The organism is Geodermatophilus sp. SYSU D00703, assembly GCF_054050155.1.
Genome location: NZ_JBJGYU010000021.1, coordinates 1 through 19,017, shown reverse-complemented (window position 1 = coordinate 19,017; position 19,017 = coordinate 1). Strand labels below are relative to the sequence as shown.

At 73.3% G+C, this 19,017-nt stretch carries 20 protein-coding genes; 15 read left to right on the top strand and 5 right to left on the bottom strand.

Annotated features, from left to right (window positions below; genetic code table 11):
- Nucleotides 1-4: 4 nt before the first annotated feature.
- Nucleotides 5-781 (top strand): DUF6544 family protein, encoded by a 777-nt coding sequence (locus ACI782_RS18085; RefSeq protein ID WP_456911460.1) that lies wholly within the window; start codon nt 5-7, stop codon nt 779-781.
- Nucleotides 782-857: 76 nt separating this feature from the next.
- On the opposite strand, the gene ACI782_RS18080 is transcribed toward ACI782_RS18085, so the two are convergent.
- The 5 genes from ACI782_RS18080 to ACI782_RS18060 all read right to left on the bottom strand — a co-directional run bounded on the left by ACI782_RS18080 (nt 858) and on the right by ACI782_RS18060 (nt 4,289).
- Nucleotides 858-1,322: an STAS domain-containing protein gene (locus ACI782_RS18080; protein ID WP_456911459.1), complete on the bottom strand. Its 465-nt coding sequence runs from the start codon at nt 1,320-1,322 to the stop codon at nt 858-860.
- Between the two features lie 72 nt (nt 1,323-1,394).
- A complete protein-coding gene (locus ACI782_RS18075) occupies nt 1,395-1,712 on the bottom strand; it encodes a TraR/DksA family transcriptional regulator (RefSeq protein ID WP_456911458.1) in 318 nt (105 codons plus the stop codon).
- 648 nt (nt 1,713-2,360) lie between these two features.
- A complete protein-coding gene (locus ACI782_RS18070; protein WP_456911457.1) occupies nt 2,361-3,143 on the bottom strand; it encodes an SDR family NAD(P)-dependent oxidoreductase in 783 nt (260 codons plus the stop codon).
- A 187-nt stretch (nt 3,144-3,330) separates the two neighbouring features.
- Entirely contained in the window at nt 3,331-4,101 is a 771-nt protein-coding gene (locus ACI782_RS18065) for a helix-turn-helix domain-containing protein (RefSeq protein WP_456911456.1), read from the bottom strand.
- 65 nt (nt 4,102-4,166) lie between these two features.
- On the bottom strand, nt 4,167-4,289 hold the full coding sequence (locus ACI782_RS18060; RefSeq protein ID WP_456911455.1) for a hypothetical protein: 123 nt from the start codon (nt 4,287-4,289) through the stop codon (nt 4,167-4,169).
- Nucleotides 4,290-4,576: 287 nt separating this feature from the next.
- Here ACI782_RS18060 and ACI782_RS18055 point away from each other — a divergent pair, with 287 nt between their 5' ends.
- The 14 genes from ACI782_RS18055 (at nt 4,577) to ACI782_RS17990 (ending at nt 18,846) form a co-directional block, all read left to right on the top strand.
- A complete protein-coding gene (locus ACI782_RS18055; protein WP_456911454.1) occupies nt 4,577-5,596 on the top strand; it encodes an ABC transporter permease in 1,020 nt (339 codons plus the stop codon).
- A 48-nt stretch (nt 5,597-5,644) separates the two neighbouring features.
- Nucleotides 5,645-6,757, top strand: coding sequence for a substrate-binding domain-containing protein (locus ACI782_RS18050; protein WP_456911453.1), 1,113 nt, complete (start codon nt 5,645-5,647; stop codon nt 6,755-6,757).
- A gap of 97 nt (nt 6,758-6,854) precedes the next feature.
- Nucleotides 6,855-9,374 (top strand): ATP-binding cassette domain-containing protein, encoded by a 2,520-nt coding sequence (locus ACI782_RS18045; RefSeq protein ID WP_456911452.1) that lies wholly within the window; start codon nt 6,855-6,857, stop codon nt 9,372-9,374.
- 46 nt (nt 9,375-9,420) lie between these two features.
- On the top strand, nt 9,421-10,485 hold the full coding sequence (locus ACI782_RS18040) for an alcohol dehydrogenase catalytic domain-containing protein (RefSeq protein ID WP_456911451.1): 1,065 nt from the start codon (nt 9,421-9,423) through the stop codon (nt 10,483-10,485).
- A 22-nt stretch (nt 10,486-10,507) separates the two neighbouring features.
- Complete coding sequence (locus tag ACI782_RS18035) at nt 10,508-10,963, top strand: VOC family protein (RefSeq protein ID WP_456911450.1); 456 nt, start codon at nt 10,508-10,510, stop codon at nt 10,961-10,963.
- A 58-nt stretch (nt 10,964-11,021) separates the two neighbouring features.
- Nucleotides 11,022-12,089, top strand: a complete 1,068-nt coding sequence (locus ACI782_RS18030; protein ID WP_456911449.1) for an SDR family oxidoreductase — start codon at nt 11,022-11,024, stop codon at nt 12,087-12,089.
- 7 nt (nt 12,090-12,096) lie between these two features.
- The gene (locus ACI782_RS18025) at nt 12,097-13,077 is read left to right on the top strand and encodes a zinc-dependent alcohol dehydrogenase (RefSeq protein ID WP_456911448.1); all 981 of its coding nucleotides are present in this window, start codon (nt 12,097-12,099) and stop codon (nt 13,075-13,077) included.
- A complete protein-coding gene (locus ACI782_RS18020; RefSeq protein WP_456911447.1) occupies nt 13,074-14,141 on the top strand; it encodes a zinc-dependent alcohol dehydrogenase in 1,068 nt (355 codons plus the stop codon). The genes ACI782_RS18025 and ACI782_RS18020 overlap by 4 nt, the downstream gene beginning before the upstream one ends.
- Nucleotides 14,138-15,076, top strand: coding sequence for an intradiol ring-cleavage dioxygenase (locus tag ACI782_RS18015; RefSeq protein ID WP_456911446.1), 939 nt, complete (start codon nt 14,138-14,140; stop codon nt 15,074-15,076). Before ACI782_RS18020 ends, ACI782_RS18015 begins: the two co-directional genes overlap by 4 nt.
- The gene (locus ACI782_RS18010) at nt 15,073-16,161 is read left to right on the top strand and encodes a maleylacetate reductase (RefSeq protein WP_456911445.1); all 1,089 of its coding nucleotides are present in this window, start codon (nt 15,073-15,075) and stop codon (nt 16,159-16,161) included. Before ACI782_RS18015 ends, ACI782_RS18010 begins: the two co-directional genes overlap by 4 nt.
- Before the next feature lie 127 nt (nt 16,162-16,288).
- Nucleotides 16,289-17,179: an NAD(P)-dependent oxidoreductase gene (locus ACI782_RS18005; RefSeq protein WP_456911444.1), complete on the top strand. Its 891-nt coding sequence runs from the start codon at nt 16,289-16,291 to the stop codon at nt 17,177-17,179.
- On the top strand, nt 17,176-17,562 hold the full coding sequence (locus tag ACI782_RS18000; protein ID WP_456911443.1) for a nuclear transport factor 2 family protein: 387 nt from the start codon (nt 17,176-17,178) through the stop codon (nt 17,560-17,562). Before ACI782_RS18005 ends, ACI782_RS18000 begins: the two co-directional genes overlap by 4 nt.
- A 59-nt stretch (nt 17,563-17,621) precedes the next feature.
- Nucleotides 17,622-18,506 (top strand): mycofactocin-coupled SDR family oxidoreductase, encoded by an 885-nt coding sequence (locus tag ACI782_RS17995; RefSeq protein ID WP_456911442.1) that lies wholly within the window; start codon nt 17,622-17,624, stop codon nt 18,504-18,506.
- A gap of 160 nt (nt 18,507-18,666) precedes the next feature.
- Nucleotides 18,667-18,846 (top strand): hypothetical protein, encoded by a 180-nt coding sequence (locus ACI782_RS17990; protein ID WP_456911441.1) that lies wholly within the window; start codon nt 18,667-18,669, stop codon nt 18,844-18,846.
- Nucleotides 18,847-19,017 lie beyond the last annotated feature (171 nt).

Here is a 19,017-nt window from a genome sequence, read left to right as displayed (position 1 = left end):
CCGGGTGACCACCCAGACGTCGGGCGCGTCGGCCGCGCCGCGGTCGCTGCGTACCGAGTGGGGGCGGCTCGCCGGCGTCCCGCGCCGACCCGGCCGGTTCGCCCCGGAGCTCGTGGACGGGCTGCCGGAGCCGGCCCGTCGCTGGCTGTCCCACGCTCTCCCCACGGGGACGCCGCTGTGGTCCTCGGTGCAGCTGCGGATGCGCGGCTTGATCAAGATCGGGACGTGGCGGTCGTTCACCGCCCGCCAGGTCCTGGCCCCACCGCACGGGTTCATCTGGGCGGCCACGGCCCGCGTCGCCGGCCTGCCGGTCACCGGCTTCGACCGGTACGGCGCCGGCAGCGGCCAGATGCGCTGGCGGTTGCTCGGCCTGGTCCCGGTGGTGAGCGCAGCGGGCCCGGACGTCACCCGCAGCGCCGCCGGCCGGCTCGCCGGTGAGGGCATCTGCTGGCTGCCGACCGCCTTCGGTGCGGCCCGCTGGGCGGACGGATCGGCGCCGGACACCGCCGTGGCCACCTGGCGGATCGGCGACGCCGACGAGTCCGTCTCCCTGCGGGTCGACCCGGACGGCGCCCTGCGGGAGCTCTGGCTGCACCGCTGGGGCAATCCGGACGGGGAGGCGTTCGGGCGCTACCCGTTCGGCGTCGCCATCGAGGCCGAACGGGACCTCGGCGGCGTGACGATCCCGTCGGCGCTGCGCGCCGGCTGGTGGTGGGGCACCGACCGGCAGGACGCCGGGGAGTTCTTCCGCGCCGAGGTCACCGACGCCACCTTCGGTTGACCGTTCGGACCGCCCCGCCCGTGGGCGGCGCACGAGTCGGGCGACCTCGCCGACGGTCGGCGGGTCGTCGATCCGGTCACCGGCAGACCCGCCGCGGACGCCGCGCCGAGGGGCGGCGCGGGCTCGTGCCCGGTCGCCCGGTCGTCCGCGGGCCGCGCGGCGGCGGGGCGACGCCGTCCGGGTCGACGGCGACGAGGTCGGCCAGGCCGCTCAGCTGCAGCGCACGGAGCAAGGCGGGCCGCCCGCCGGTGCGGATGACCAGCCGGGCGCCGCGCATCCGGCAGCGCCGATCGGCCTGCGCCAGCACGCTGACACCGGCCGCGCCGAGGAACGTCACCGGCCCCAGGAGCACGACCAGCTCGCGGACGCCGCGCCGGCGTGCCTGCGAGGTCAGGCAGAGGTCCAGGGCGGGGGCGGTGTAGCTGTCGACCTCGCCGACGACCTCCACGACGACCCGGCCGGGGCGGGGGTCGGGACGGACGTCCACCGACAGCAGCTGGCCGGGATCGGGGGCGGACCGGTGGACGGGGGTGTGCAGCACGGGAGGCTCCAAGGGGGAGGCGGATGGCCGGCAGCGGGCCGTGCGGGGGTGCACGGCCGATGCGCCGGCCGCTCAGCGCGACTGCTGGCAGGAGACGCAGCCGGCCGCGAACGGCCGGAACTCCAGTCGCTCGACGGGGATGGCGTTCCCGCAGTGGACGCAGCGGCCGTAGGTGCCGGCGGCGATGCGCGCCAGCGCCGCATCGATTTCCTCGATCGTGCGCGCCAGGCCCGCTGCGCGGTTGACCGCGACCGGGTCCGGCACCGACGTGGCCGACTCGACCAGGGCGAGCTCGCGCTGGCGGACGCAGTCGGCCCGCTGGCTCTCGAGCAGGCCCCGGAACGACGCCCAGTCGGTGGCGGTGGCGGCAGGGTCGGCGAGTGAGGTCATGGGAGTTCTCCTGGGATGACGAGGAACGCGCCCCACCGGAGCAGGACGCGCACGGACGAGGACCGACGATGCGGAGGAGGTCCCCACCGGCGGCGCCCGGTCCTGGCTGCGTCGCAGCACGTCCAGGCCGCGCAGCCCCCGGGCCCGCAGGCTCGTCGCCAGGGCCAGCGCCCCGCCGCCGGTCACCGGAGACGGACAGCGCACGGGTGACCCGGCACCCACCGCTGGGCCGGAAGGAGGCGGGCCCTGCGTGTCCATCAGGGTCACCCCTCCTCCCGTCGTGGGCCCGCGCGAGCCGGGAGACCTCAGAGCGCCCCATCGCCTCTCGACGCACGGGACACGTGTCGGGCGACGGCCGAGCTCTGTGGGAGCGGGGACGTCCCGCGCCCTCCCCGGACCTGAGCCCACCTTCCCCGCACGCCGGTGGCGGGAACAGGGCAGTCACCGGTCAACCCACACCCCGCGGTGTTGCCGACCGTCGGCAACCACGGCGGGACCTCGCCGTGTCCGCGGCGGGGGACTACGCGTCGTGGCGCCCCTCGCCGACCGGGGCAGGGGAGCGGCGCGCCGCGGTCGACCCCGCGGAACGACCCGGGAGCTGCCCGGACCCGCTCGACGGCGAGGCGGACCGGGCAGCTCCCAGGCGCGTCACTTGAGGTTCGCGTACTCCTTGGCCACGGCGTCGTAGACGCCCAGGTCCACGAGCCCGCCGTCGACGGCGAAGTCGGAACCGGTGATGAAGCGGGCTCCGTCGCCGGCGAGGAAGAGGACCAGCGGTGCGATGTCGTCGACCTCGGCGGCGCGTCCCAGCGGGGTGAAGCGCGTCATGGCCTGGGGGAAGGCGGTGTCCCCGGGGACGAGCGCGGTGTTGACGATCCCGGGGTGGATGGCGTTCACCCGGACGTTCCACGGCGCGAACTCCATCGCGGCGACCTTCGTGACGCCCCGCAGCCCCCACTTGCTCGCGGAGTAGGCCGCGGAGAAGTGCCCCGTCATGCCGGCCGCCGACCCCACGTTGATGATCGAGCCGCCGCCGCTGTCCCGCATGAGCGGCGCCAGGGCCCGCATCGCCAGGAACGGGCCCGTGAGGTTGACGTCGAGCACGCGCGCGAAGTCCTCGCGCGTGGTCTCCATCAGCCCGTACCGGAACGCCACGCCGGCGTTGTTGACCAGGACGTCCAGGCGTCCGTGGCGCCGGCGCAGGTCGTCGGCCAGGGCGCCCCACTCCTGCTCGTCGGTGACGTCGAGCCGGACGAACTCGGCGCCACCGGGTGTGGAACCGCTGATGTCCTCGGCCAGGGTCCGGCCTTCGTCCTTCAGGTCCGTGATGACGACGTGCGCGCCGTGTTCGGCCAGCAGCCGCGCCTCTGCTGCGCCCTGGCCCTGCGCGGCACCGGTGACGACGGCGACCCGCCCGTCCAGCGTGTCCATGGATCCTCCTCGGTGGAACATGGGAAGCGACCTCGGCCGGAACCGTGCGGCCGGGTCGATGGGGTGCCTCGTCGACAGCCGACGCCGGCGGGCGTGCCCGGGCGCGGACGCACAGCGGGCTCGACGAGGTGGTGCGACGGCGTCCGCGACGTCCGGCCGCGGCGCCTGCGGGTACGTGTTCCCGGGACTACTGGTGCCGGTGGTGCATGACCCAGATCCCGCGGGCCGGCGTCGTCCCGGGGTTCCGGAAGAGGTGCGGGATGGTCGAGTCGAACCCGATGGCCTCGCCCGCGTGCAGGACGAAGACGTCGAAGCCGAGCGTGACCTCGAGCTCGCCCTCCAGCAGGATCCCGTACTCGTAGTCGTCGTGACGCAGCATGCGGCCGTCCATGGTGGAGCTGCTGCCCGCGGGATAGACGAGCTCGATGAAGTCCAGCTCGTCGGACTTGCGGACCAGTTGCTCCCAGGAGACCCCGGACTCCAGCACCAGCCGGCTCCGGTGGCCCGGCGTCGAGACCGAGTACCGCGCCGGCTCGGAGGACTGCTCGCCCCAGGTGACGGCCGGGAACCCCGGCTTGCCCCGGTGGAGGGGTTCGGCCTCCTCCTCGCCCGTGGTGTCCGCGGAGGTCGGGTCGTCCTCCGGCGCGGGAGCCGGGGCGTGCCCTTCGGCCGGCCGCGTTCCGGGATCGGTCCCTTCCGGGACCGCGGCGGCGTCCTGCTCGTCGAAGAGCCGGTCGATGGACACCCCGAGCAGCCGCGCCAGCGAGTAGAGCGTGGCCACGGACGGCTGGGACTTGCCGTTCTCGAGCTGCGACACGAAGGACGCGGAGACCCCGAGCTGTCGAGCCACCTCCCGGAGTGACAGGTTGGCCTGGAGCCGTGCCTGCCGGAGCCGTCCACCCAGGTTCTCCGCAGGGTCCATCTCCGCGGCGGCAGGCGGTTCCGCGCTGGTGCTCATGCTGGTTCCCCTGTCGCTGGCGGTGATCCCCCGATTATCCACTGCGTCCACGGCCGCCCTGCCTCTCACACCAGGACCGTCCTCCCGGCGCCTCCGCGCTCACGGGCCAGGCTCACGGCGGAGGCGCGACCCGCGCCGCTGCCCGCACCGGTGATGACGACGCCCCTGCCCTCGATGTGGTCGGTCATGTCGCACCTGCCTCTCCTGTCGCTGCCGGGCGCTGCTGCGGCCACCCGGCGAGACGGCTCAGCACTTAACACTGCGATCGCCAGCGCTTAACGCACGCGGCGTCGCGGTTCCTCGACCGGGGGTGACGGAGTGACCCCTGTCACCCGGACGAGGTGCCAGCATGCGCCCTTGAGGAACTTTTGTGAAGTGCTTGTGAACACTGACATCCGTCTGTACGGTCCCACATCACTGCGTGACGCCGGTCACGTCGTCCGGCAGGCCCACACCACCGGAGGAGGCCGAGGCCATGACCCTCGACGCACCACCGCGCCCCGCCATCCAGGCCGGGCCCCGCATCGCCGTCTCCCGCGGGTTGATCACCATCACCCTCGCGGTCGTGGCGCTGTTCGTGGCCAGCGCCCTCATCGCGCCGACGAGCATCAGCCGCGGGGCACTGCTCGGCATGCTGCCGTTCGCGGCGGTGCTGGCCGTCGCCGCCGTCGGTCAGACCCTGGTGGTGCAGCAGGGCGGGATCGACCTGTCGGTCCCCGGCGCCATCTCGCTGGCCGTCGTCATCACCACCCACCAACCGAACGGCGACGACAGCAAGCTGCTGCCGGCGCTCGCCTTCGGTCTGGTCGTGGCCGTCGTGGCCGGGATCGGCAACGGCGTGCTCATCGGCCGCCTCGGGCTCAACCCGATCGTCGCGACGCTCGGCATGAACGCCCTCCTGTACGCCGGGGTCCTGGGGATCTCCGGAGGCTCACCGCGCCGCACGACCGACCTGCTGCGCGAGGTCGCCGGTGGCCTGACGTGGGGCATCCCGAACTCGGTGTACGTGGCCGTCGTCGTGGTGGCCGTGGCCGCCGTCGTGGTCAAGATGACCATGGCCGGACGGCGCTTCGAGGCCGTCGGGGCCAACCCGGACGCCGCGTTCGCCACTGCGCTGCCGGTGACCCGGCACCGCGCCGCCGCCTACGTGTGGGCCCAGGTCCTCTACTGGCTCGCCGGCGTCCTGCTCGCCGGGATCATCGCCCAGCCGACCGCCTTCCAGGGCGACGCCTACCTCCTGCCCTCGGTCGCCGCGGTGGTCCTGGGCGGCACCTCCCTGCTCGGTGGTCGCGGCTACCTCGTGGCCACGGCCGTCGCCGCGCTGTTCCTCAGCCAGCTCGACCAGTTCGTGCTCGCCCTCGGGGTCTCCTTCGCCATCCGCACCCTCGTCGAGGCCGCGGCCCTGACGGTCGGCGTCGCGCTCTACAGCGTCAACTGGCGGGACCTCCGCGCCAGGTTCTCCCGGTCCTCACCGACCCCCCGCACCGCCACCTGACCCGCGCACCCGTCCAACGTCCGGCAGAACTGAGAAGGGACTCGACCCATGACCCGATCCACGGTCCGCACCAAGCTCCTGGCGCTCGGCAGCGCAGGGGTCTTCACCCTCGCGGCGTGCGGTGGCGGCGGCGACGACGGTGGGACGTCGGCGGGCGGCGCGGCCGCCAACGGCGACGTCCCGTCGTGGTGTGGCCCCGACGAGATCGTCCTCGGCATGACCGACGGCTTCGGCGGCAACAGCTGGCGCCTGGTGACCACCGCTTCGGCTCGTGACGAGGCCGCCAAGTGCCCGAGCGTGACCTCGCTGGAGTACGCGGACGGCCAGGGCAACACCCAGAAGGCCATCGCCGACATCCAGGGCATGGTCGCGAAGGGCGTCGACGCGCTCGTCGTCTTCCCGGACGCCGGCGAGGCGATCCTCCCCGCCCTGCGCAGCGCGTACGGCGCCGGTGTGGTGACCGTGCCCTACCGGGTGTCCCCGGGCGGCGAGGCGGGCGAGGACTACGACGTCTTCATCGGCACCGACTTCGCCGAGGCCGGCCGGCTGTGGGGTCAGTGGATCACCGAGACCCTGCCCGACGGCGGCAACGTCCTCTTCCTGAGCGGTCCTCCCGGCAACAGCCAGGGCCTCGACGAGGCGGAGGGCCTGCACGAGGTCCTCGACCCGACGGGGAAGTACACGTTCGTCGGGGAGCAACCGTTCGAGGTCACCAACTGGGATCCCGCCGAGACCCAGCAGGTGCTGACCGCCGCCATCGCCCAGAACCCCGAGATCGACGTCATCGTCTCGGACTTCGGCCCCTCGCTGGTCGGCGCGCTGCCCGTCTTCGAGCAGAGCGGCCGCTCCATCCCGGCCATCGCGACGTCTGACGGCAACGCCCTCGCGTGCTTCTACGAGGACAGCAAGGCCGACAACCCGGACTTCCAGCTGTTCACGGTGTCGACGCAGAACGACCACGCGCGGCTGGCGATCCAGCACGCCGTGGCCCGGGCGACCGGCGGTGAGGTCCCGGCGGAGGACGTCTACCCGTCGAGCGCGTTCGAGAACTCGGTCACCAGCGACCCCAACCCGGTGACGTGCGACCCGAACCTGCCCGACGACGTCTACCTCTCCGCGGAGATGTCCGGCGAGGACCAGGCAGCACTCCTCAACGACTGACGACCGGCGGACGGTGCGCCGGCCGTCGCCGACCCGCGGCGACCGGCGCACCCCCCGACCCGAACCTCCTCCCTCGCGCAGGCGGAAGGACGACGTGGTGACAGAGCAGACCCAGCAGACCCCGGTCGTCGTCGGCGGGCGCCCGACGATCTCCCTGTCCGGGATCTCCAAGAACTACGGCGCGGTGGCCGCGCTGACCGACGTGTCGCTCGAGGTGCTGCCCGGCGAGGTCCACGCCCTCCTCGGGGAGAACGGTGCGGGCAAGTCGACCCTGATGGGGGTGGCGTCCGGCACCACCAAGCCCGACACCGGCACCATCGAGGTCCTCGGCGAGGTGGTCGACCACCTGACACCGGCGCTGGCCGGCCGGCTCGGCATCGCGATCGTGCACCAGCACCCGGCAGTGCTGCCGGACATGACCGTGGCGGAGAACATCCTCGTCGCCGTCCCCGGCGAGTTCCTCGAGTTCGCCGGCGGCACGACGGCGTCGATGCGCCGGCTGCTCGACGACGTCGGACTGACCGTCCACCTCGAGGACCGGGTCAACGGACTCACCGTGGCCCAGAAGCACCTGCTCGAGCTCGCCAAGGCGCTGGCCCTGCGGCCGAAGCTGCTGATCCTGGACGAGCCGACGGCCCCGCTCGGCCAGGACTCGGTGGACCTGCTCTTCGACCGGGTCCGCTCGGCCGCCCGGGAGGGGACGGCGATCGTCTACATCACCCACCGGATGGCGGAGGTGCGGGAGCTCGCCGACCGCGTCACCGTCCTGCGGGACGGGCGCAAGCGCGGCACGGTGGTCGTCGACGACGTCACCGACGACGAGCTCCTCGCCATGATCGTCGGGCGCCAGCTGGAGTACACCTTCCCGCCCAAGCACCCGGTCGAGGCGGACGGGCCGCCCGCCCTCGTGGTCGAGGGCCTCTCCGGGGACGGGTTCTCCGACGTCTCGTTCACCGCCCACCGGGGCGAGATCATCGGGGTGGCCGGCGTCGTCGGCAACGGCCAGGCCGAACTGCTGCGGGCCCTGGCCGGCCTGGCGAAGTCCACCGGCACCGTCCGCATCGGCGACCGGGACTTCTCCCCGCGCCAGCTGCACAACTCCTCCGCCTACATGCCCGGGGACCGTCACCACGAGGGCCTCATGATGACGATGTCGGTCCGGGAGAACGCGGCGGTCGCCGCGCTCGACCGGCTGCGCGTCGGCCGGCTGGTCAGCCGGCGCCGCGAGGTCGAGGTCGTCGGTGCCGAACTGGGCGAGCTGAACGTCAAGGCCCGCTCGATGGAGTCGCCGGTCACCGCGCTCTCCGGCGGCAACCAGCAGAAGGTCGTCATGGCGCGGGCGCTGCTGTCCCGGCCGGCGATCCTCCTGGCGGACGAGCCCACGCAGGGCGTCGACGTGGGAGCCCGGGCGGAGATCTACCGCATCCTCCGGGAGGTCTCCGCCGGCGGCGTCCCGGTCGTCGTCGCCTCGTCCGACGCCAAGGAGCTCGAGGGGCTGTGCGACCGCGTGATCGTCATGTCCCGCGGGCACGTGGTGGCCACGCTCAGCGGCGACGAGGTCACCGAGGAGCGGATGGTCCACGCGGCCGTGTCCTCCACGACGCTGAAGAAGGAGCAGGCGGAGCAGCGGGCACGGACCCCGAAGAGCTCCGCGCTGCGCCGGCGGCTCGAGGGGGACTACGCCCCCGTCGTCATCCTGGCCGCGGTGATGCTGACCCTGGCCGCCTACATCTACTCGCAGAACGACCGGTACTTCTTCCCGTTCAACGTCACCTCGGTGATGTTGTTGTGCACGGCCCTGGGCTTCATCGCCATGGGCCAGACGATCGCCTTGATGACCGGCGGCATCGACCTGTCGGTGGGGCCGCTGGCCGGCTTCCTCGTCGTCGTCGGGTCCTTCTTCCTGGTCGACGGGTCGTCCGGCGGCACCATGCTGCTGGGCCTGGTCCTCATGCTGCTGCTCGCCGCGGCCACCGGGCTGGTGAACGGCTCCCTGATCCGCTTCGGCAGGTTCACCGCCGTCGCAGCGACGCTGGCCACCTACATCGCCCTGCAGGGGTTCAGCTTCCTGCTGCGGGACGAACCCGGCGGCCTGATCGCCCGCTCCGTGACCGACGCGATCACCTGGACCGTCGGTCCGGTGCCGGTGGCCTTCGTCCTCTTCGTGGTCGCCACGCTCGCCATGGAGTTCCTGCTGCGCCGGAGCGGGTGGGGGCTGCGGCTGCGCGCCGTCGGCTCCGACGAGGAGTCGGCCCGTCGCCTGGGCGTCCGCACCACCCGGACCGTCGTGCTGGCCTACGTGGCGGTGTCGGTGTTCACCTTCCTGGGCGCCCTGATCCTGCTGGCCCAGCTGGGCATCGGCGACCCGGCCCAGGGGGTCGGGTACACGCTCAGCAGCATCACCGCCGTCGTGCTCGGCGGCACCAGCCTGCTCGGCGGTCGGGGCAGCTTCGTCGGGACCCTCCTCGGGGCGGGCCTGATCGTCCAGCTGCTGAACGCCACGACCTTCCTGAACCTCACCCAGACCTGGCAGTACATCTTCCAGGGCGGGCTGATCGTCGTCGCGGCCGTCGTCTACAGCCAGATCCGCGGCACCCGCCGCGGCGTCGCCCACTGACGGCGACCTCTCCCGCCACCCACCCGATCCAGAAGGGAGCACCCCCGTGCGCGCTGCCCGCTACCACGGCAAGGGCGACATCCGAGTGGAGGACGTCGCGGAGGCACAGGTCCGCGAGCCCGACGACGTGCTCATCGCCCCGCTCTACTGCGGCATCTGCGGGACCGACCTGCACGAGTACGCGGTCGGGCCGATCGTCACCCCCACGTCGCCGCACCCCCTCACCGGCGTCACGCTGCCGCAGACCCTCGGGCACGAGTTCTCCGCGCGCGTCGTGGAGGTCGGCCCCGCCGTCCGCGACGTGCGCCCCGGTGACCGCGTCGCGATCATGCCCGCGATCGTGTGCGGACGGTGCCGGTACTGCCGGCGCGGCCAGGGACACCTGTGCGTGCAGTTCGCGTGCACCGGACTGAGCGCCGAGACCGGGGGGATGGCCGAGCTCGCCGTCGTCAAGGAGTACCAGGTCGCCCGGCTGCCCGACGAGGTGTCCGACCTCGAGGGGGCGGTGGTGGAACCGGCCGCCGTGGCGGCGTACGGCGTGGAGCGGGCCGGGGTCACCGGTGGCGACGTCGTCCTGGTCACCGGGGCCGGGCCGATCGGCGTGCTGAGCGCGATGTACGCCGGCGCCGCCGGCGCCTCCTCGGTGATCATCTCCGAGCCCAACGAGAACCGGGCCGCCCTGGCGGAGCGGCTCGACATCGGCCACGTCGTCGACCCCACCACCGGTGCGCTCGACGACCTCGTCGGGGAGCTCACCGGCGGGGACGGCGTCGACCTGGCCGTGGAGTGCTCGGGCAGCACGCCGGGCCTGTCCAGCTGCGTCACGCTCACCCGCAAGCGGGCGTCGATCGTGCAGACCGGCCTGCACACCAAGCCGGCCACCCTCGACGCGATGGCCTTGTCGGAGAAGGACCTGACGCTCTACGGCAGCTGGTGCTGGAACACCACCGACTGGCCCCGGATCATCCGGCTCATCGCCACGGGCCAGTACCCGGTGGCCAAGGCCGTCACGGCGCAGATCCCGCTGGACGACGTCGTGCCGCGGGGCTTCGACACGCTCATCGACCCCCAGGGCGACGAGCTCAAGGTGCTCGTCCGCGCCGGCTCCTGACCCAGAGAAGGGAAGCACTGCCATGACCTCGTTCGGCGACGTGCACCACGTCGGGATCACCGTCCGGGACCTGGAGGAGTCGCTCCAGTGGTACGAGCGGGTCTTCGACGTGCAGCGGGAGTTCATCGCGACCGGCTCGGGTCCCGAGCTGTCGCGGGCGGTAGGGGTCCCCGACGCCGACCTGCAGTTCGCGTTCCTCCGCTTCGGCAGCTGCGTCGTCGAGCTGCTCTGCTACGCCAACGAGCGCGAGGAGACCTTCGGCCGGTCCAACGCCGACGTCGGCAGCGCGCACGTGTGCATCGACGTCCCGGACCTGCAGAAGGCCTACGAGGACCTGCAGGCCAAGGGCGTGGAGTTCCTCGCGCCCCCGCTGGCCATCGACGAGGGGCCGCTCGAGGGGTGCGCCTTCGCCTACTTCAAGGACCCCAACGGCGTGACCCTCGAGCTCTTCCAGAGCGGCGCCCACGGTCACCCGTGAGCCCCGTGCCCACATCTACGACGAGCCGCTCCCGCGCGGCGGAGAGATCGAGGTCCCGATGAGCAACCGCAGGGCGCTGGTCGTCGGCGCCACCGGCCTGACCGGCCGCAACACCGCCGAGCACCTGGCCGCCACCGGCTGGGAGGTGTACGGCATGTCCCGCCGTCCCGGCGCCGAGGCCGACGGCGTGCGCCCGGTCGCCGGGGACGCGCTCGACCCCGCCTCGGTCACCGCGGTGGCCGAGCAGGTGCGGGCGACGCACGTCTTCTACTGCACGTGGCTCCGGCAGGACACCGAGGACCTCAACATCGAGGTCAACGGGGCCATGCTGCGCCACACGCTGGACGCGACCGGCGCCGTAGGGACCGTCGAGCACGTCGCCCTCGTCACCGGCCTCAAGCACTACCTCGGCCCGTTCGAGGCGTACGCGCAGAACCCGGCGAAGCCGCCGTTCCGGGAGAGCCAGCCACGGCTGGACTACAAGAACTTCTACTACGACCAGGAGGACGTCCTCTTCGCCGCCGCCGAGAAGTACGGCTTCCGCTGGTCGGTGCACCGGCCGCACACCGTCATCGGCTTCGCGCTGGGCAACGCCATGAACATGGGCGTCACGCTCGCCGTCTACGGCACGATCGCGAAGGAGACCGGCCAGCCGTTCGTCTTCCCGGGGTCCCCGGAGCAGTACGACGGGACGACCGACATCACCGACGCACGGCTGCTGGCCCGGCACCTCGCCTGGGCTGCCACGTCACCGACCGCGGCGAACGAGGCGTTCAACGTCGTCAACGGCGACACCTTCCACTGGCGTCGGATGTGGGAGGTCGTGGCGGCGGGCCTCGGGGTGGAGCCGGCGCGCTACCCGGGTCACCCGACGCCGCTGGTCGAGCAGATGACCGAGGCGCCCGCGACCTGGCGGGCGATCGCCGAGCGTGAGGGCCTGACCGAGCCGGACGTCGACCGGCTCGCCCCGTGGTGGCACACCGACAGCGACCTCGGTCGCACCGTCGAGACGCACGCCGACATGGCCAAGAGCCGGGAGGCCGGCTTCCCCGACGTCCAGGACAGCGAGCGCTCGTTCCTGGACCTGTTCGACCGGCTCCGCCAGGAGCGGGTCATCCCGAGGTGAGGACACGATGAAGGCCGTTCAGTTCCAGGACGTCGACGAGCTGGCGCTCGCGGAGATCGACACCCCGGCCATCAAGGACGACGAGGTCCTCGTGGCCTCGCGGTCGGTCGGCATCTGCCACTCCGACTTCGAGCTGCTCGAAGGGCGCTACATCATCCCGTTCGACTACCCGATCATCCCGGGCCACGAGTGGGCCGGGGAGATCGTCGAGGTCGGCCGCGACGTCACCGACCTCAAGCCCGGGGACCGCGTGGTGGGGGAGTGCGTCATCGGGGAGGACCACTTCGGCTTCTCGATCTCCGGTGCCGCGGCCGAGTACTTCGTCGCGCGGCCGGAGTGGCTGCACCGCGTGCCCGAGCAGCTGACCGACACCCAGGCCGCCCTCGTCGAGCCGTTCAGCTGCGCCTACTTCGCGGCCATGCGGGCGGACAACCTGAACGCCAGCGACACGGCCGTGGTCTTCGGCGCCGGCCCGATCGGCCTCAGCTGCGTGGCCGTCGCCTCCGCCTTGGGCGCCCGGGTCATCGCCGCCGAACCCAACGCCGCGCGGGCGGATCTGGCCCGTCAGCTGGGTGCCGAGGAGGTCGTGGACCCGACGGCCGACGGCTTCCTCGACACGGTGATGGAGCTGACCCGGGGGCGGGGCGCTGACGTGGTGCTCGAGGCCTCGGGACAACCGGCCGCCATGGCCGCGACGTTGGAGGTGGCCGGCTTCAACGCGCGGCTGGTCAACATCGGCATCGACGTCGGCCGCAGCGCGCCGGCGCAGCTGGGCCTCATCCAGTCCAAGCAGCTGCAGATCCGCGGCAGCATCGGCTCACCGGGCGTGTGGCCGCAGACGCTGCGCTTCCTTGCCCGCACGGGGCTCGACCTGTCGCCGATGGTCACCCGCCGCTTCGCGCTGGACGAGGCTCCCGACGCCTACGCCGCCGCCCGCCAGACCGGCGAGAACATCAAGGTGCACATCGAGAACCGGAGCCAGCGGTGAAGGCCCTCGTCCTGCACGCCGCCGGGGACGCCCGCATCGAGGAGCGGCCCGAACCGCCGCCCCCCGGTCCCGGCGAGGTGCGGCTGAGGGTCGTCCGGGCGGGGTTGTGCGGCACGGACGCCACCGAGTTCGCGGCCGGCCCGGTGATGACCCCGCTGGAGAAACGCCACCCGGCCAGCGGCGCGCAGGGTCCGGTCGTCCTCGGACACGAGTTCATCGGCGTCGTCGAGGAGGCCGGGCCCGCGGTCGACCGGTTCGCCGTCGGCGACCGCGTGGCCGCCGGTGCGGGCGTGTGGTGCGGCCGGTGCGACTGGTGCCGGCGCGGGCAGACAAACCTCTGCGCGTCCTACTGGACCTTCGGTCTGTCCGCCGACGGCGGCCTCACCGAACGCCTCACCGTGCCGGCCGCGATGCTGTACCCGATCGCACCGCACGTCTCCGACGACAACGCCGCGCTCGCGCAGCCCCTGGCCGTCGGCTTCCACGCCGTGGACCGCAGCCGCATCCGGCAGGGAGACGTCGTCGTGGTGCACGGCGCCGGCGCGATCGGCTCCTTCGTCGTCGCCGGTGCCGTGGCGGCCGGCGCCGGCGCGGTGGTGGCCGTGGACGTGGACCCCGCCCGGTTGGAGGTCGCGACCCGGCTGGGCGCCACCCACACGGTCGACGCCCGGGAAGCCGACCCGCTGGAGGCCGTGCGCGGGCTGACCGGGTCCGCCTTGGCCGACGTCACGGTCGAGGCGAGCGGGCTGGCCGACGGCCTGTCCCGGGTCCAGCGGCTCACCCGGCGTGGCGGCACGGTGCTGCTCGTCGGCCTGCCCAAGAAAGAGGTGTCCTTCAACGCCGTGGACCTCATCCTCCGGGAGATCGACGTGATGACGACGGTCGCGCACGTGTGCGACACGAACCTGCCCGCGGCACTGGACCTGCTGGCCCAGCGCGACCTGGCGTCGCTGCTGGTCGAGAAGGTCGTGCCCCTCGAGCACGCCGTGGAGGACGCCCTGGTCCCCATGGCCGAGGGGGCCTCGCGGGGCAAGCTCCTGGTGGACACCGAGGTGACGGCATGAGCCACCGGCAACTGTTCAGCGAGGAGCGGTCGGCCGAGGTGGTGGCCGCGAGCTTCGACGACACCCCGGATCCGCGGTTGAAGCGGGTGCTGACCTCGCTGGTCCACCACCTGCACGCGTTCGTGAAGGACGTGGAGCTCACCGAGGAGGAGTGGGGGTTCGCGATCGACTTCCTCACCCGCACCGGCCACATGAGCGACGAGGTGCGGCAGGAGTTCATCCTGCTCTCCGACGTGCTGGGCGTCTCGATGCTGGTGGAGACGATCAACCACCGCACCGGCGGCACCTCGACGGAGTCGACGGTGCTGGGGCCGTTCCACATGGTGGAGTCCCCGCGGCGGGAGCTCGGGGACGACATCAACCTCGACCGCAAAGGCACCCCGTGCCTGGTGTCGGGGCGGGTGACGGGCCCGGACGGTGAGCCGCTGGCCGGGGCGAGCGTGGACGTGTGGCAGACCAACGAGGACGGCTTCTACGACGTCCAGCAGCCCGGCATCCAGCCGCCGGGCAACCTGCGCGGGCTGTTCACCGCCGACGAGCAGGGCCGGTTCTGGTTCCGGTCGGTGGTGCCGCGCTTCTACCCGATCCCCGACGACGGCCCGGTCGGTCAGCTGCTGGCGGCCACCGGCCGGCACCCCAACCGGCCGGCACACCTGCACTTCATCGTCGCCGCCCCGGGCTACCGGCCGGTCACCACGCACGTGTTCGTCGCCGACAGCCCGTATCTGGACTCCGACGCGGTGTTCGGGGTGAAGGAGAGCCTGATCCGGGACGTGCCGGAGGTCGACGACCCCGCGCGGGCGGCCGAGGTCGGGCTGGCCAACCCGTTCCGGACGCTGACGTTCGACCTGACGCTGCTGCGCGCCGACCAGGCGCCACCGGCCGCGCAGCCGGCCCAGGCACAGCCGACCGTGGTGCGCGGAGCGCCGTCGTGATCCGGCCCTTCACGTACTCCGCGCTGCCCATGCGGGTGGTCTTCGGCCCCGGCTCGCTGGCCTCGCTGCCCGACGAGGTCGCGGCCCTCGGGCTGACCCGGGTGCTGGTGCTGTGCTCCCCGGAGCAGGAGGACACCGGCAAGCAGGTCGCCGACGCCCTCGGCGACCGCGCCGCCGGGGTGCTGCCCGAGGCGCGGATGCACGTGCCGATCGAGGTGGCGACCCGGGCCCGGGAGCTGGCCGGCGAGCTCGGCGCCGACGGCTGCGTGGCCGTCGGCGGCGGCTCGGCGGTCGGCCTGGGCAAGGCGATCGCGCTCGAGCACGGCCTGCCGGTGATCGCGGTGCCGACCACCTACGCCGGGTCGGAGATGACCCCGGTGTGGGGGCTGACCGAGGGCGGGGCCAAGCGCACCGGCCGCGACCTGCGGGTGCTGCCCCGCAGCGTCGTCTACGACCCCGAGCTCACCCTCACCCTGCCGGCCGGGCTGTCGGCCACCAGCGGGATCAACGCCATCGCGCACGCCGTGGAGGGGCTCTACGCCCCCGACGCGACGCCGATCGTGTCGCTGATGGCCGAGGAGGGCACCCGGGCGCTGGCCGCCGCACTGCCGGCGGTGGTCGCCGACGGCTCCGACCTCGAGGCCCGCGGCGAGGCGCAGTACGGGGCCTGGCTGTGCGGCGCGGTGCTGGCCGCGACCACCATGTCGCTGCACCACAAGCTGTGCCACACCCTGGGCGGCACCCTCGACCTGCCGCACGCCCAGACCCACACCGTCGTCCTGCCGCACGCGCTGGCCTACAACCAGCCCGCCGCGCCCGACGCGGTCGCCGCGCTCTCCCGGGCGCTGGGCGGCGTCCCCGACCCGGCCCGGGAGCTGTGGGAGCTCGCCGGCCGGCTCGGCGCCCCCCGGTCACTGGCCGAGCTCGGCATGGCCGAGGACGACATCCCGCGGATCGCCGAGCTCGCCGTCGCCGGGGGGGCCGGGTCGAGCTATCGCAACCCCCGGCCGGTCACCCGCGACGGCGTCGAGGCCCTGCTGGGGGCCGCGTGGGCGGGAGAACCGCCGCCCGGCCTGCAGCGCTAGCCCGCCGGCTGCCGGCCGGGCGGTGCCCGGGACCGGTCGCTCTCCGCGGACGCGCGGCCCGTCCGCGGTCCGTCCCCCGTCTCGCTGACCGCAGTGGGACGGAACACGAGGTCCAGGAGGTCAGGTCATGCAGGTCGGCTTCGCCGGGCTGGGCCGGATGGGGCGTCCCATGGCGCGCCATCTGGCGGCAGCCGGTCACCGGGTCGTCGGGTACGACCCCGCGGTCTCCGCCGACGCCGTGCCGCCCGAGCTGGCGGACGCCGGCGTGGAGGTGGTCGAGGACGCGGCCCGCCTCGCCGGGACCGAGGTCTCGGTGAGCATGCTGCCGGACGCCGTGGCCACCGAGAGCCTGCTCTTCGGCGAGCGCGGGATCGTGGCGCACTGCGGCTCCTCCCACGTGCACGTGGTGATGGGGACCGTGGGCGCCGCGCCGGTCCGCGCGCTGGCGGAGAAGGCACACGCGGCGGGCGTCGCACTCGCCGACGCCCCGGTGTCCGGCAGCGTCAGCATGGCCGAGGACGCCACGCTCACCGCCATGGTCGGCGCGGAGCCGGAGGTGTTCGCCGCCGTGCGGCCCCTCCTCGCCGCGATGACCCGGGCCCAGTTCCACACCGGGCCGGTGGGTTCCGGATCGGCCGCCAAGCTCGCGGTCAACCTCGCGCTGGCGTCCTTGAACCAGGCCGTCGCGGAGGCGCTCGTCGTCGCGCGCGCCGACGGGCTCGACCCCGAGGTCTTCTACGACGTCCTGCAGGCCAGCGCCGTGGCCGCGCCCTACGTCTCCTACAAGCGCGAGACGTTCCTGAGGCCGGAGAGCGCCGACGTCGCCTTCCCGGTCTCCCTGCTGCAGAAGGACGTCGGGCTGGGTCTGGCGCTCGCCCGCGAACACCAGCTGGACCTCCCGGTCGCGACCACGGTCGGTCGCGTCCTCGACGACGCCCGGCGAGCCGGCCTGGCCGACCGGGACATGGCCGAGGTCCTGCGCCTGCTCCGGAACGACGACCAGATGGAGGAACGATGACCCTGTCCGACACGCTCTCCACCAGCGAGATCAACGACCTCGAGGACCGTCGCTACGCGGCGATGGTCGACGCCGACCTCGACGCCCTCGACGAGCTGCTCAGCGACGACGTCCGGTACGCCCACTCCGACGCGACGGTCGACAGCAAGGCCTCCTACCTGGAGCTCCTGCGCGCCGGAACGCTCGTCTACCACAGCCTGGAGCACACCACCGAGGCCGTCGTCAGCCGGCCCGGTGTGGTGGTCGTCGGCGGCACCATGTCCGGCTCGATCCAGATGCGCGGGAAGGCGAAGACGCTCAACAGCCGGGTCGCCGCGGTGTGGGTCGCCGAGGGGGACCGGTGGCGCCTGCTGGCCTTCCAGCCCACCGCGATCCCGGCCTGATCCGTCGTACCGCCGGACACACCCAGCTCCGGAGAGCCCGAACTCGAGAGGAAGCGAACATGAGCGGTCGACTGGCAGGTCGCGTCGCGTTCATCACCGGTGCCGCGCGGGGGCAGGGCAGGGCGCACGCCGTCGCGCTGGCCCGCGAGGGCGCCGACGTCGTCTGCCTGGACGTCCCGGACGGCCTGGAGACGCTGCCCTACTCCCCGGGGACGGCGGAGGACCTCAAGGAGACGGTCGCCGCCGTCGAGGCCCTGGACCGCCGGGCCATCGCCGTGCACGGGGACGTGCGCCGACAGGAGGATCTCGACGCCGCCGTCGAGCGCGCCGTCACTGAGCTGGGCCGGCTGGACGTCGTGGTGGCCAACGCCGGCATCTGGGGGCTCACCCCGGCGTGGGAGATCACCGAGCAGCAGTGGGCCGAGATGCTCGACGTCGTCCTGTCGGGTCCCTGGCGGACGGTGAAGGCGGCCGCGCCCCACCTGCTGGCCCAGGGGAGCGGATCGGTGGTCCTGACCGCGTCGATCAACGGGCTCGAGGCCGGCCCCGGCTTCGCGCACTACACCGCGGCCAAGCACGGCGTCATCGGGCTGATGAAGAGCCTCGCCGTCGAGATGGCGCCGTACGGCGTGCGGTGCAACGCGGTCTGCCCCGGGTTCGTCGACACGAAGATGAACGACTGGCAGGGGTCCTACGACATGATGGCCGGCCACCCGGGCGGCACTCCGGAGGACCGCGCGGAGAGCGCCCGCAACTGGCACGCGCTCGCCGGCCTGGGCATGCTGACCCCCGAGACGATCAGCCGGGCCGTCGTGTTCCTGGCCTCGGACGACGCGGCCGACATGACCGGCGTCGCGCTGCCCGTCGACGGCGGCCACCTGGTCCTGCCGGGATTCAACACCTCCCCGGTCCGCGCGCCGCTGTCCTGGTCACCCGCCCGCTGACGCCGCGGTCCCGGGACGGGCGCGCCGGTCCGCGCCCGTCCCGGCCGCACCCCGCGCTCGGCCGGCGGCTCCGAACCGACTCCACCCGCTGCCGAGGCGGGCAGGATCCAGGTGGCGTTCCCTCAGCGGCATCCCGCCGATGACCCCACCTGGAGGACGGATGGCCGACTACACCGCGACCGCGATCTGCGAGGGCGACCACTGGGTGATCGACGTCCCGGGTGTCGGCACCACCCAGGCCGACGGTGTCGACGACCTCGAGGAGATGGCCGTCGACCTGGTCATCGCGATGACCCACACCGCTCCCGAGGAGGTGCACGTCGACGTGCGCATCGTCTGACCCGGCCGGGGGTCGTGGTCGTCTCGGCGGCCGGGACGGGTTGCTGGGTGGGGGGGGGGGGCCCCCCCCCCCCCCACGGCGCGCCCCAGCCACAGCAGCGCCCCGGTGAACCAGTTGCTGGGCTCGGCGACGTCGACCTCGGGCGACCACGTGTCCGGCCCCCGGAAGACG

Bases quoted from the DNA above. Each gene is read 5' to 3' on its own strand.
- ACI782_RS18000 (WP_456911443.1), top strand. From the start codon at position 17,176: ATGACCCTGTCCGACACGCTCTCCACCAGCGAGATCAACGACCTCGAG.
- ACI782_RS18030 (WP_456911449.1), top strand. From the start codon at position 11,022: ATGAGCAACCGCAGGGCGCTGGTCGTCGGCGCCACCGGCCTGACCGGC.
- ACI782_RS18015 (WP_456911446.1), top strand. From the start codon at position 14,138: ATGAGCCACCGGCAACTGTTCAGCGAGGAGCGGTCGGCCGAGGTGGTG.
- ACI782_RS18070 (WP_456911457.1), bottom strand. From the start codon at position 3,143: ATGGACACGCTGGACGGGCGGGTCGCCGTCGTCACCGGTGCCGCGCAG.
- ACI782_RS18050 (WP_456911453.1), top strand. From the start codon at position 5,645: ATGACCCGATCCACGGTCCGCACCAAGCTCCTGGCGCTCGGCAGCGCA.
- ACI782_RS18055 (WP_456911454.1), top strand. From the start codon at position 4,577: ATGACCCTCGACGCACCACCGCGCCCCGCCATCCAGGCCGGGCCCCGC.
- ACI782_RS18025 (WP_456911448.1), top strand. From the start codon at position 12,097: ATGAAGGCCGTTCAGTTCCAGGACGTCGACGAGCTGGCGCTCGCGGAG.
- ACI782_RS18075 (WP_456911458.1), bottom strand. From the start codon at position 1,712: ATGACCTCACTCGCCGACCCTGCCGCCACCGCCACCGACTGGGCGTCG.
- ACI782_RS17990 (WP_456911441.1), top strand. From the start codon at position 18,667: ATGGCCGACTACACCGCGACCGCGATCTGCGAGGGCGACCACTGGGTG.
- ACI782_RS18035 (WP_456911450.1), top strand. From the start codon at position 10,508: ATGACCTCGTTCGGCGACGTGCACCACGTCGGGATCACCGTCCGGGAC.
- ACI782_RS17995 (WP_456911442.1), top strand. From the start codon at position 17,622: ATGAGCGGTCGACTGGCAGGTCGCGTCGCGTTCATCACCGGTGCCGCG.
- ACI782_RS18005 (WP_456911444.1), top strand. From the start codon at position 16,289: ATGCAGGTCGGCTTCGCCGGGCTGGGCCGGATGGGGCGTCCCATGGCG.
- ACI782_RS18065 (WP_456911456.1), bottom strand. From the start codon at position 4,101: ATGAGCACCAGCGCGGAACCGCCTGCCGCCGCGGAGATGGACCCTGCG.
- ACI782_RS18060 (WP_456911455.1), bottom strand. From the start codon at position 4,289: ATGACCGACCACATCGAGGGCAGGGGCGTCGTCATCACCGGTGCGGGC.